The organism is Thermodesulfovibrio sp. TK110 (assembly GCF_054658355.1).
On the sequence record NZ_BAAHNB010000001.1, the window covers coordinates 1,708,516 to 1,721,888 of the forward strand.

General features: G+C 37.4%; 9 protein-coding genes. All 9 read left to right on the forward strand.

The annotated features are described in order from the left end of the window. Window positions 1-58 precede the first annotated feature (58 nt). Window positions 59-742, forward strand: coding sequence for a Crp/Fnr family transcriptional regulator (locus ACYQ3X_RS09055; protein WP_460181489.1), 684 nt, complete (start codon window positions 59-61; stop codon window positions 740-742). A gap of 9 nt (window positions 743-751) precedes the next feature. After that, window positions 752-874: a hypothetical protein gene (locus ACYQ3X_RS09060; protein WP_460181490.1), complete on the forward strand. Its 123-nt coding sequence runs from the start codon at window positions 752-754 to the stop codon at window positions 872-874. A 105-nt stretch (window positions 875-979) separates the two neighbouring features. Further along, window positions 980-2,191 (forward strand): S-layer homology domain-containing protein, encoded by a 1,212-nt coding sequence (locus ACYQ3X_RS09065; RefSeq protein WP_460181491.1) that lies wholly within the window; start codon window positions 980-982, stop codon window positions 2,189-2,191. Between the two features lie 9 nt (window positions 2,192-2,200). After that, window positions 2,201-3,103, forward strand: a complete 903-nt coding sequence (locus ACYQ3X_RS09070; protein WP_460181492.1) for a hypothetical protein — start codon at window positions 2,201-2,203, stop codon at window positions 3,101-3,103. A gap of 9 nt (window positions 3,104-3,112) precedes the next feature. After that, window positions 3,113-3,868, forward strand: a complete 756-nt coding sequence (locus ACYQ3X_RS09075) for an SIMPL domain-containing protein (RefSeq protein ID WP_460181493.1) — start codon at window positions 3,113-3,115, stop codon at window positions 3,866-3,868. Beyond that, the gene (locus tag ACYQ3X_RS09080) at window positions 3,859-7,062 is read left to right on the forward strand and encodes a CHAT domain-containing tetratricopeptide repeat protein (RefSeq protein WP_460181494.1); all 3,204 of its coding nucleotides are present in this window, start codon (window positions 3,859-3,861) and stop codon (window positions 7,060-7,062) included. Before ACYQ3X_RS09075 ends, ACYQ3X_RS09080 begins: the two co-directional genes overlap by 10 nt. A 155-nt stretch (window positions 7,063-7,217) precedes the next feature. Next, the gene (locus ACYQ3X_RS09085; protein ID WP_460181495.1) at window positions 7,218-7,694 is read left to right on the forward strand and encodes a four helix bundle protein; all 477 of its coding nucleotides are present in this window, start codon (window positions 7,218-7,220) and stop codon (window positions 7,692-7,694) included. A 172-nt stretch (window positions 7,695-7,866) separates the two neighbouring features. Then, window positions 7,867-10,725 (forward strand): caspase family protein, encoded by a 2,859-nt coding sequence (locus tag ACYQ3X_RS09090; RefSeq protein ID WP_460181496.1) that lies wholly within the window; start codon window positions 7,867-7,869, stop codon window positions 10,723-10,725. Window positions 10,726-10,732: 7 nt separating this feature from the next. Next, window positions 10,733-13,189: a caspase family protein gene (locus ACYQ3X_RS09095; protein WP_460181497.1), complete on the forward strand. Its 2,457-nt coding sequence runs from the start codon at window positions 10,733-10,735 to the stop codon at window positions 13,187-13,189. Window positions 13,190-13,373 lie beyond the last annotated feature (184 nt).

Sequence of the window (13,373 nt, forward strand, 5' to 3'; positions counted from 1 at the left end):
ATAGAGAGCATTTAGAGAAGTAACTTGACTGTGTTATAAATTTTTGATAAAGTTTAGTATGTCAAATTATGAAATTATAAGAATTTTAAAAGAAATTCCCATTTTCCAAAATCTTTCTGATGCTCATCTGTTAATTATTTCAAGAGGTTTTAAAGTAAGAAAAATTAAAGAAGCTGAAATTATATTTTATCAAGAAGATGAAAGCACAGATCTTTATATTATTCTTGATGGTGCAGTTAAAGCCTGCCTATTAGACCCGGATGGTAAAGAACTCATTCTTAATATCTTTAAAAAGGGTGATTTCTTTGGAGAATTAAGCCTTCTTGATGGTAGACCAAGATCAGCAACAATCATTACAATCAAAGATTCCCTTATTGGAACACTGAAAAGAGAACAATTTCTTATGCTTCTGAAGAGTTATCCAGCAATTGCTATCTCTCTTCTTTCTGCTTTGGTTGAAAGAATAAGATTTACAGATGAAATGCTTGGTGCAATGGCGTTCTTAGATGTAAGCAGGAGAATTATAAAATTTCTTATGAATATTGCTAAAAAGGAAGGAGAGAAAACCATGGATGGATTGATAAAAATCAAAAAAATTACCCATAGAGAGCTTGCCTCCTGTACAGGTGCATCAAGAGAAGCCATTACAAAGGCATTAAAAGTTTTGAAGTTTAAAGGCATAGTGAAAGAGGAAGAAGGATTTTTCTTGATATCACCAGATGTTGAACTCAGTGATTTTTAGAAAATAAAAATGAGAACTTTTATTTTTATTATTCTTGTAATGACTTTTTTGGCATACCATGCTGAGGCAAAGAAATGCATTGACTCTGAGAAAGAAACAGCAATCATAGGAAAAGAAATTCCTCTGGGATAAAAGCAGGCTCAACCGTAGAAATCATAGAATAATGTGAAAATTACCTTTACATATGTCTTCTCTTCTGATATTATTGGTTAGAAAGCATAAAAAGGAGGTTTTATGATGAAATATTTAAAGTTTTTGACTGTTTTATTAATTTTTACAGGATTTTTATATGGATGCGCTCAAAAGGAGATTTCAAAATGCACGCTACCTGAGGATAACCCTGAACATCACTATCTCATTGGAATGAAAGCTCTGGATGATGGAAATCCTGAGCTTGCGATTGAAAAGTTTGAAAGAGCCATTTACTGCGATGAAAAATTTTCAAAGGCTTACTCTGGGCTTGCCATTGCAAAGTCTGAAAAAGTTAAAAAACTTCAGGATCCTGAATTTAAAAACATTGAAATTGAAAGAATTGACAAAGACCTGAAAACTGCAAAAAAGAAAGCAAAAACTTCACAGGAAGAGTTTGACTACTACATGGCAAAAATAAGGAGTTTAACCAATCTCAAAACAAATGACTGGCTTGGAGAAACTGAAAAAGCCTACTTTAATGCACTGGACATCAAAGTTGATGATTCTCAACTTAATTATTATCAGGGCAAAGAAGCAGCACACTACTTTATGGGAATTGCCTATTTTGAGATATTTGATTTTGAAAAAGCAAAGGATAAATTTAGAGCAGTATTAAACTCAAAGAGAAATGGAAAATGGCATGAGAAAGCTGATAGGGCATGGAAAAAGGCAGATAAAATTACCCGTGCAATGGCAGGAATAACAGTTGGAGATGCTGGTAAAAAAATTGCAGTCAAAGATTCAATAACAAGAGCTGACCTTGCGGCTTTACTCATTAATGAGCTTAAAATTGATAGAATTTTTTCAGGAAGAATTCCTCTTCAGAGTCAGATTGAAAAGACAAAACCTGAGTTTGTGCCTGCTGACATATTAAACAATCCATTTAAAAATGAAATACTTACCATACTTAAATGGAAGATAAGAGGTCTTGAACCAAAATATGATGAGACAGTTAAGGCATATCTTTTCAAGCCATATGAGGTTGTAAAAAGGGGTGAAATGGCTTTGATACTTGAGGATGTATTGATTAAAATCACAGGAGATTCCAAAATAGCCACTGCTTTCTTTGGACATGAAAAATCTCCATTTCCTGATGTAAGGACAACTTCTCCAATTTACAATGCTGTCATGAATATTGTTACAAGGGGAATAATGGAGCCTGAGCTTTCAGGAGAGTTCAATCCTGAAAGAGCAGTTGATGGCGCAGAAGCAATTCTTTCAATAAGAATGTTAAAACAAAAATTAAACATTTATTAGGAGGAAAAAATGAAAAGGCTGGTAGTTTTTATTTTATCAATCCTTTTATTCACAGGGCTTGCAAATGCCCAGGATGACAGGGTTTCATCAGTATTTGAAAAGGCAAATGAGTGGCTTCAGAAAAACAATCTATCCATTACAACATCTCCTGAACAGGCATTTATCAATGATTACATTCTTGTAGCAGCTGAAGGACTTCCTTCAGCAACTGCTAAAACTCCAAGCCAGAGAAGGCTCACTGCAGAGCGTGCTGCAACAGCCCTTGCATACCGACAGCTTGCTGAGATTCTTGAAGGAGTTGCAGTTGTTGGTGACACTCTTGTAAGAGATGCTCAACTTCAGTATGACATAGTAAGAACAGCAGTAGCTGGATTTATAAAGGGTGCTCAGGTGGTTTACAAAGAGTGGAATCCTCAGGAAGAAACAGCAGTTGTTATTGTAAAGGTTGGGATGTCAGGTCCAGGAGGTTTTGGTTCTCTAATGTATGAGAAGATTCTCGGTGATCCAAAAGTCAAAAAAGAGATTATTGAACCTCAGCCACAGTTTAAAGCAAAACCTGTTCCAGTTGAAGATAAATATGATGGACTTATAATTGATGCAACAGAGGTCAACTTCAGACCTGCTTTAATAAACAGAATATTCACAGCAAAAGGAGAGGTTCTTTATGATCCTTCAAAGATAAGTCAAAAAGTTCTTGTTGAGCAGGGATGCGGAGAGTATACAAACAGCATTGAAAAAGCAAAGGCAGCACTGGAAAAAAGAGGAGTTAAAAATCCATTAATCATTAAAGCCTCTGGCAGTGTAAGCCCGTCTGATGTTCAGGTTTCTGATGAAGATGCTGTAAAGATTTATTCTGCTAATCAGAAGGCAAACTTCTTTGCCAGTGCAAAAGTTGCCTTTGTATTGAAATAGGAGGAAAATATGAAAAGACTTGCATTGTTTGTTTTAACTTTATTATTCATCATTGGGGCACCCCAAAAACTCTATGAGTTTTTGGGGACCCCTCTTGGTTTATCATCAGCCTATGCAGAAGAAAAGGAGTATGGAGTTACTCGTATTTCACTGACACTTGAGGAAATAAAGGAGATCACACCTGATATTTTAAACATGACACTTGAAGTGACTATAACAGCTCAAAAGGAAGCAGAAGCTATTAACATGCTTGGTGCAGTTGATAAAGCTATAAGAGCACTAAATATCAAATACAGTGGAGGAAGTTATTCAGTCTATAAAAACTGCTGGTGGGAAAGGGATAGGAAAAAATGCTCAGGATATAAAGGTGAGATTGGCTATTCCTTTGAATTAAGTGATCCAAAAGAGCAAAACAGGGTTCTTGATACAATTGATGGTTTTAAAGAAAAATATGGTGAAAAAATGAACTACACAGTATCCAAACCCAAATGGCTTATATCAAGCAAAATTGTAAAAACAATAGAAAACGAGCTTAAGCTTGAGATGATTGATAATGCACAGAATTTTGCAAAGAAAGCAGGAGAAAAACTTGGAAAAACCTGTTCAATCTCAAGCATTGACTATGATATAAGGCGACCTTATTTCTGGGAACCACCTATTTACAAATCCATGATGATAGAAAAATCTATGGTTGAAGCACCTGAGCCAAAGAAAGAAGAAAAATTAGTGAATGTAAAGGCATCTGTTAAGTTCATATGCAGGTAAAGGTTTTCATAATATTTTTACTTCTTCTGCCCTCAATTGTCTTTGCACAGCCAAAAAATGAGGCTGAAAGGCTGTGGGAATTAGGGGATAAAGCCTATGAGAGTGGAAGATACAGGGAAGCAATCTCTTACTATGAAAAATCCCTTGCATTATGCGGAAAAGATTATTATGAATGTTATGCCAACAACTATCACGGTCTTGGTTCATCCTATGAAGGACTGGGTGATGATAAGAGGGCATTGTTTTATTACGAAAAAGCAATTGATGCTGAAAGAAAAGTTGGAAATAAAGAATGGCTTGCTACTGACCTGCTACTTGCTGGTTCAATATACAATCGCAAAGCAATAGATTTCAATAAGGCTTATAACTATCTTGAAGAATCAAGAAAACTTTTCAGCGAAATCGGCGCTAAAGACTCTCTTCCAATCGTGTATCATGAACTTGGCAAAGCTGCACGGGCGGTTGGCAAGCATGATAAAGCTCTTTCAAGTTTTAATGAATCTGTAAAACTTTATAGAGAAAAAGGTGATGAGTTATCAGTTGGAGCAAATTTTTCTCAAATAGGATTAACCTACTCCCAGATGGGACAGCATGAAAGGGCTCTTTCCTATTATGAAGAAGCATTAAGAATAGCAAAAAAGCATAAAAATGCCGAAGGCATATCAATTGTTCTCAGAGAAATTGCCGATACATATTGCGACCTTTACAAACATGACAGAGCAATCTCCTATTATGAAGAGGCAATAGAGATTCAGAAAAAAAACAATCTTATAAGAGAGTTAGGAGTTACCTTAAATAATCTTGGGACACTTTATATGGATATGAACAGATATGAAAAGGCTCTATCACACTATGAAGAGGCATTAAAACTAGCAAAGCAGGAAAATGATTTATCAACAACCGCAACCCTTTTAAATAACATCGGACATGTATATGGGAAAATGGGTCACTCCAACAAAGCTTTTGAATATTACAAAAAATCACTTGAAATGGAAAAACAACTTCAAAGACCATTTTCTCTTGTTTATGTATTAAACAACATTGGTATGGAGTATTTCAAAGCAGGCAGATATGATGAGGCACTGAAATATCTGAATCAAGCCCTTGAAATAGATAGAAAGCTGAATAATCCCACTTTTATTGAAACAAGGCTTAATAACATAGGAGCAGTTTATCTAAAGCAGGGGAGACTGAAAGAAGCAGAGCAGATATTTCTTGAAAGAAAAAGGCTTGAAGAAAGAATCAAACCAAACAGAATGCTTCACCCCGGGCTCATAGAGGTATATCTTTTAACTGGCAGATATGATCTTGCTTTAAAGCTTGTAAATGAGATCCCACCTTCATGGAAAGATAACCTGAATAGACACTTTGAGTATTATACTCAGGCAGGGCTGGCATTAAAAGGTAAGGGTGCTTTGCAGGAGGCAGCAATCAATCTCATGAATGCTATAAACATAGTTGAAGACATGAGGCAGTCCATTACTGAAAAAGGACAATTCTTTACAGGTGGTGGCTATTACGGAAGGCTCACTCCATATAGAGCCATAATATCAGTGCTTTATGAGATGGCAGAAAAAAACTATAACCTTACTCCCGGCAGCAGAATAACTTTTAAGCCAGAGGCTCCATCATGGCAAGTTCGCACAAGAAGAAGCGCTTTCAACTTTTCCACTTTTGGGCAGAATCCTGCACAGGCAGCCTTTTATTTTTCAGAGCTTACAAAAGCCCGCACACTTCTTGAGGCAATGGCAGGTGCTGCAAGAAAAACAATGAGCGAGGAAATACCAAAGAATTTAAAAGAAGCTGAAGATAGACTTTTTAAGGAGCTTTCATATATTGATAGCAGATGGGAAGAGGCATTAAAAAAAGGTGAGCAGGCTGTAAAGGAGCTTCAGCAGAAAAGAGAAGGATTAAAAAAACAACTTGATGAATTGATAGAAGTGCTCAGAAAGAATCATCCACGATATGCGGCACTTCATTATCCACTCCCTGTTAAAGCAGAAGAACTGCCATTGAGAGAGAATGAAGTTTTATTTGAGTATGCAATAACTGATGATGCAACATATTTATTTGTCATCAAAAAAGGTGGCGTAAAAAGGCTTATAAAAATACCTTTAACAAGACAGTCCCTTGAAGATACAGTAAAGTCATTCATTGAACCAATGAATACAAGGAATCCATCAAGATTTTCAGTTAGTCTGGCTAAAAAACTTTATGAAACTCTGCTTTCAGAGGCATTGAAAGAGGTAAAAGAAAATGAAAGAATAATTATCGTTCCAGACGGAATTTTGGGATTACTTCCTTTTGAAGCACTCATTATAAAGGAAGGCACAGACTTTAAAGACAGCACATATGTGGCAGACAGATACACAATCACCTACTATCAATCAGCAACTATTATGGCACTTCAGAGGATTTTAAAAGATGTGCAGCCTGAAAAGCCTCTTTTTGCACTTGGCAACCCTGTTTACAGCAAGGATGACCCAAGATATATTGCATGGAAACAGGGAAGAAAAGATGTGCAGTTTGTAAATCTCAATCAATATGCCTTCAGAGGTCTTGCAATAAAAGCAAAATGGGGCGCTGTAACAGATGAAGACAGGGAAAACAGGATAGTGTTTCCACCACTTTTAGAGACAGAAGATGAAGTAAGAGAGATTGCAAAGATAATGGGAGTAAAGGTAGAACCACCTCAGGTTTTGCTTTCTGTGATGGCTAATGAAACAAATCTTAAAAACGCAGGGCTTGAAAAATACAGATACATCCATCTTGCAACCCATGCCTCACTTCCTGGAATGATTCAGGGAATAAATGAGCCATTTATTTTGCTTTCTCAGGTTGAAAATAAAGGAGATGATGGATTTTTAACTCTCAGCGAGGTTGCAGGCATGAAACTCAATGCAGATATGGTTGTTTTATCTGCCTGTGTTACTGGAGTTGGGAAAGAGGTTGAAGGAGAGGGAGTTGTAAATTTTACAAGGGCATTTCAACAGGCAGGGGCAAAGGCAGTAGTGGTAAGCCTTTGGGAAGTGGCATCTGAGCCAGCAGTGGAATATATGAAGACTTTGTATAGCCATCTGAAAGCAGGTAAGAACAGGGCAGAGGCAATGAATCTGACACGAACAAAGATGAAGGCAAAATATCCAAATCCATTTTATTGGGCAGTGTTTATTATGCACGGCGAAGGTTTTTAAACTTTGAACTTTGAATTTTAAACTTTGAATCCCCCCGAAGGGGTGTTTGAACTTTGAATCGCCGCAAGGCGTTTGAACTTTGAATCCCCCATAGGGTTTTTGAACTTTAAACTTTGAATTTTGAATACCCCGAAGGGGTGTTGAGGAGGTAAAATATGCCACGCTCTTTTGAGGAACTTGAAGTCTGGCAGAGAGCACTGGAGCTTTCAAAAATGATTTATGCATTGACAGACACAGTAGGCTTTAAAAAAGACTATTCATTAACAGACCAAATAAGAAGAGCCTCTGTCTCTGTTCTTTCAAATATTGCAGAAAGTTTTGAAAGGGGCTCAAATATGGAGTTCCTGCAGTTTCTATACATTGCTAAAGGCTCCTGTGGAGAGGTAAGGTCACAACTGTATCTGGCAAAAGAGCTTGAATACATTGAGGAAAAGGATTTTAAAAGGGCTTATAATCTTTGTAAAGATGTGGCATCCCAGCTATCAGCCTTTATAAACTATTTAAAAGGTAGTAGAATGAAAGGAGAAAAATTTAAAACTCCCTATAAAAGCATGAGAGAGGAGGTAGAGGAGTTTTTAAAAGAATTCAATGCTCAAAATTCAAAGTTCAAAGAAAACAAATTTAAACCTTAAACTTTGAACTTTGAATCGCCGCAAGGCGTTTGAACTTTGAACTTTGAATTTTGAATCCCCGATAGGGGTTTGAATCCCCCAAAGGGTTTTTGAACTTTGAATTTTAAACTTTGAATCACCCCGAAGGGGTGTTTGAACTTTGAATCACCCGTAAGGGTGGAAAGGAGGTAACATGAAACCCATTAAACTAATAATCATCCTTATCCTTCTTAATGCATTATACTCCTTTGCATCTGAGCCTCCAGCAGAGCCGATCTTAAGGATAGAGACAGGCATGCATACAGCGGGGATTGGAAGAATCAGCATAGACAAAGATGAGAGGTTCCTTGTAACTGGCTCACTTGACAAGACAATAAGGATATGGGAATTAAGGACTGGCAGACCCCTTAAGGTCATAAGACCGCCAGTTGATGAAGGCAAAGAAGGAAAGATATATGCAGTAGCAATATCCCCTGATGGAAGGCATATTGCAGCAGGTGGCTGGACAGGATATGAATGGGATAAAACTTGTTCCATCTACATCTTTGACAGGGAAACAGGTGGATTGATAAAGACCATAAAAGGCCTGCCAGAGGTAATATTCCATCTTTCCTTTTCAAAGGATGGCAAATTCCTTGTTGCAGGGCTTGGTCTAAATAATGGCATCAGAATCTATTCCACAGATGGATATTCCCTTATAAAAGAGGATAAAGCTTATGGAGATAGTGTCTATGGCTTTGATTTTAGTAGTGATGGAAGGCTCGTTGTAAGCTCCTATGATGGTTATATAAGGCTTTATGACAGAAATTTCAACTTAATTAAAAAAGAAAAGGCACCAGGTGGAAAAAGACCTTATCATATATCCTTTTCTCCTGATGGCTCAAAGATAGCAGTGGGATATGAAGATACCCCAAATCTTGATATCCTTTCATCCGATGACCTTAAGCCTCTTTACAGGGCAGATACATCTGAATTTTCAGATTGTGATTTTTCCAAAGTTACATGGTCTTATGATGGAAGGTTTTTGTATGCTGGTGGAAGATGTGCAAAACTATTTGATAATAAATGGAAATTTATTATCCGTCGCTGGGATAGGGCTGGTAAAGGGAGTTATATTGATATACCTGTAGCAGAAGATACTATAATGCACATACTTCCACTTAAGGACAATGGCATTGCCTTTGCATCAGCTGAGCCGTCTTTTGGTATAGTTGATGCATCTGGAAGGCTTGCTATTTTTAAGGGAAATGAGAAAGCAGACCTAAGAGGGCAATGGGAAAAATTCCTTTTATCCTATGATGGCTCTATTGTGAGATTTGGCTATGATATATTGGGCGATTCTCCAGCAGTATTTGATGCAGAAAACAGGGAACTTAAGACAGGTAAGCCTTCCTTAAGGCTCTTACCACCCATATTTGAGATAGAAGGGATAAAAATAACTGACTGGAAGAATAATTTTAATCCAGAACTAAATGGAAAGCCAATTAAACTTAAGCAGTATGAAATCTCACGCTCCCTTGCCATATCACCTGATGGAAAGAGGTTTGTCCTTGGAACTGAATGGTTTTTAAGATGCCTTGATAAAAAAGGAGATGAGCTCTGGAAAGTGCCTGCACCAGATGTAGTATGGGCTGTAAACATCTCTGGGAATGGCAGGGTGGTTGTTGCCGGGTTTGGTGATGGAACCATAAGGTGGTTCAGGATGGAGGATGGTAAGGAACTGCTTACACTCTTTCCACACAAAGACAAAAAACGCTGGGTCTTATGGACACCAAAGGGCTACTATGATGCAAGCCCTAATGCAGAAGACCTCATAGGCTGGCATATAAACAATGGAAAAGATAGAGAGGCGGATTTCTTTCCTGTATCAAGGTTCAGAGACAGGTTTTATAGACCAGATATAATTGCAAAGCTCTTTACAACCTATGATGAAGAAAAAGCCATTGCCTTAGCAAATGAGGAATCAGGTAGAAAAAGGGTGGAGACCTCTATTAAAGACATACTTCCACCAGTAATAACCATACTCTCACCATCAGACGGCTCAAGCATATCAAAGAATGAACTCACAGTAAGATACTCTCTTAGAAACCCATCAGGAGAACCAGTAACAGCAATAAAGCTCTTGATAGATGGAAGACCAGTATCACAGAAAAGGGGGCTTTTAATCAAGCCAAAGGGTGAAGAGGCAGGAGAGCTGACAGTAACAGTGCCAGAGAGGGATTTTGAACTGAGCCTCATTGCAGAAAACAGATACTCAGCAAGTGTGCCAGCAACCATAAGGCTATTCTGGCAGGGGAAGAAGGAGGAATTCATAGTCAAGCCAAAGCTCTACATCCTTGCCATAGGAGTAAGCAGATACAAAGACGAATCCCTAAGGCTAAAGTTTGCCTCAAAGGATGCAGAGGACTTTATAAAGACCATGAAGACACAGAAAGGAAGGCTTTATGAGGATGTAGTTGTCAAACTCCTTACAGATGAAAAGGCAACAAAGGATGAAATACTTGATGGACTTGACTGGTTACAGAAAGAGACAACAAGCAAGGACATTGCTATGCTTTTCATAGCAGGACATGGCATAAATGACAGTGCAGGGATATACTATTTTCTTCCTCAGAATGCAGACATTGACAAACTCAAAAGGACAGCAGTTGCCTTTTCAGACATAAAAAACACGGTCTCATCCATTGCAGGCAAGGTGGTGATGTTTGTTGACACCTGCCATTCTGGAAATGTAATGGGAAAGAGGGCAGTAACAGACATAACAGGGGTGATAAATGAGCTTACAAGTGCAGAAAATGGTGTTGTAGTATTTGCCTCATCAACAGGAAGGCAATACTCCCTTGAAGACCCAGCTTGGGGAAATGGTGCATTCACAAAGGCAGTTGTAGAAGGGATAAACGGAAAGGCAGACCTTTTTGGCAAGAGAAAGATAACAATAAACATGCTTGATGCCTTTATCGCAGAGCGGGTGAAGGAACTCACAAAAGGAAAACAAACCCCAGTAACCACAAAACCCGTAACCGTTCCAGACTTTCCAGTGGCAGTGAGGTGAGGAGAAAATGGATAAAATTAAAATTGATTATGATGAGCTGAATTTAAGCAGAATTTTTCTACTATTTATAACAATTATCATATTGTTAGGCACTGTAGCTTTGAGCAGTTCTGCATCGGACAGTCCTGAAATTTTTGCCAACATAGGTCATGTTGAAACAGAACCTATTGACTCAATCGCATTAGGTCCTATTAACTATGTTGCTTCCATTTCTAATTATAAATTTGGCAACAACTGGAGAATTGTACTTAAAATATGGGATAGAAAAACATCAAGGCTATATAGGAATAAAGTTTTAGAGTTTAAAGAGGAGGAATTAGATTTTTCATCAATCTTATTTTCTTTTTTCTCAAATGATGAAAGCAATTTACTTATTTTGATAGATAATAGAAACGAAGATAATAAAAAAGATATTCTAATTTCTTATAATTTTATAGATGATAAAGTTGATGTCCAGAGTTTTATTTTCAATGATTTTTTCAGAGATGTAATATCCATAGAAGATGGACCTTTTAGGTCTCTAAAGGATTTAAATTTCGCCAAGTATCTTGTGTTTCACAGAAATGACTTGGAAAGATTGTTCAGCAAATTTAATCATAAACCTTATGTACCTTATGTTTTGAAGTCAGGGGATTACAACAACTTCAGTAAGGTATCAATTAAATTTTCTGAGGCTAGTAATTTAATTGAAAACGCTGAGATAAAAATAAAAAACAATGAACTCAATGTTTCACCAGCTAATTTGAAAGTAAAAAGTTTTCCCCGCCCTGTTTTATCAATAGATGAAGAATTTATCTTAGCAGTAAATGAAGACCACACCACTCTCATTTTATATGATATTAACAACAATAAACTAATTAAATTTGGAAACCAACCAGTTTATCAGGAATGGATAGTGAAAGGAACTTTTAAGGATTATGCTATCTCTTATGATTACAGAAATAAGAATCGTTTCATTGTATGGAACTTAAAGGATGCAAGGTTAGAAAAAATAGGCATTGATGTTAAATCTATTCCTAATTTTATCCCAGATGTAGTTAAAAGCAAAGATGGAGATAATATAATAGTTACAGAGCGTGATCAAACATCAAAAACAGGTAATTTAACCCTTAAAGTTTTCAAACCGAATATAGTTTTATTCAATAAAAAAACAGGCAAAGAAATTGCCCAGTTCATCCTCTTCACTGACGGTGAATGGATCGTTATCACCCCAGAGGGTTACTACAATGCCTCGCCAAATGGCGATAAATATTTAAATGTCCGCATAGGCAATAATGTATATGGTATTGAGAACTACCGTGAGGCATTTTATCGTCCAGACCTTGTTAAGCTTGCCCTTGCTGGTAAATCCCTTGAAGGATACAGAACCCTTGCTGATGCTGGCACACCACCAATGGTGGAGATAATTGATACACCTGAAAAAACTGACAAAGAAGAGATAAAGGTTACAGTAAAGATTACTGATTCTGGTGCTGGCATTGGTGATATAAGGCTTTATTTGAATGACACCGCAGTGCTTGTTGACAGTGTAAGGGGAGTAAAGATTACTCCAAAGCAAGGAGAGAAGTCTATCTATAAGACCTATACGGTAAAGCTCTTAAATGGTGAAAATGTGATAAAAGCCGTTGCATTCAATGGTGATAATACCATGCAGAGCAATCCTGCAGTGCATAAGGTCATTGCAAGTATAGGCATTAAAAAGCCTTCAATGTATGTGGTTGCAATTGGCATAAATGAATACAAAAACCCGAAACTTACACTCAAATACGCAGTTGCAGATGCAAAGCTCTTTTCAGAGACAATCTGGCAGGTTGCAAAACCTTTGTTTGAGAAGGTAGAGATAAAACTTTTGACAACAAAAGAAGAAACAACAAAGGAGCATATTAAAAAGACCCTTGAGGCATTCAAAAATCTCAATCCAGAGGATGTCTTTGTCTTTTATGTAGCAAGTCATGGGACAGTGGATGAGGGAGAATATTTTCTTATAACAAGCAATGTAGGTTCTTTAAGCACATTTAGACTTAAAGAAGATGCCCTCACACAGGCAGAATTGAAGGAACTCATAGCTAATGTGCCATCAACAAAGAAACTCATTGTAATAGATACCTGCAATGCAGGAAAGCTTGGAGAGGCACTTCAGATGGCAATGCTTACAAGGGGGATGAGTGAAGAGACAGCGGTAAAGATTCTCTCAAAGGCAGTTGGCTCAACGATTATATCAGCCTCTACATCCCTGCAGGAAGCCCTTGAGGGTTATCAGGGGCACGGGCTATTTACCTATGTGCTTACAGAAGGTTTAAAAGGCAAGGCAGATACAGATAAAGATGGATTTATCAAAACCCTTGAACTTGCCACCTATGCAGACAGTGAGGTGCCAGCCCTTGCAGAAAAGATATTCAAACAAGCACAGTATCCAACAGCAACACCAACAGGTCAGTCATTTCCAGTGGGAAAGGTGAGATGAAGATTTCGGGAAGACGGAAAAAGTTCGCTCATGTTTGATTTTAGAGTTATGCTAAAATTAGCATATATGAGTCCGACGATATTTATCAAGAAAGGATATAGATTCTTTTTCTTCTCAAGAGAGGAACAGAGAATGCATGTTCATATACATTGTGCTGATGGTTAAGCCAAATTCTGGTTAGAAC

Coding starts and splice junctions, on each gene's coding strand:
- ACYQ3X_RS09055 (WP_460181489.1), top strand. CDS start 59: ATGTCAAATTATGAAATTATAAGAATTTTAAAAGAAATTCCCATTTTC.
- ACYQ3X_RS09060 (WP_460181490.1), top strand. CDS start 752: ATGAGAACTTTTATTTTTATTATTCTTGTAATGACTTTTTTGGCATAC.
- ACYQ3X_RS09065 (WP_460181491.1), top strand. CDS start 980: ATGAAATATTTAAAGTTTTTGACTGTTTTATTAATTTTTACAGGATTT.
- ACYQ3X_RS09070 (WP_460181492.1), top strand. CDS start 2,201: ATGAAAAGGCTGGTAGTTTTTATTTTATCAATCCTTTTATTCACAGGG.
- ACYQ3X_RS09075 (WP_460181493.1), top strand. CDS start 3,113: ATGAAAAGACTTGCATTGTTTGTTTTAACTTTATTATTCATCATTGGG.
- ACYQ3X_RS09080 (WP_460181494.1), top strand. CDS start 3,859: ATGCAGGTAAAGGTTTTCATAATATTTTTACTTCTTCTGCCCTCAATT.
- ACYQ3X_RS09085 (WP_460181495.1), top strand. CDS start 7,218: ATGCCACGCTCTTTTGAGGAACTTGAAGTCTGGCAGAGAGCACTGGAG.
- ACYQ3X_RS09090 (WP_460181496.1), top strand. CDS start 7,867: ATGAAACCCATTAAACTAATAATCATCCTTATCCTTCTTAATGCATTA.
- ACYQ3X_RS09095 (WP_460181497.1), top strand. CDS start 10,733: ATGGATAAAATTAAAATTGATTATGATGAGCTGAATTTAAGCAGAATT.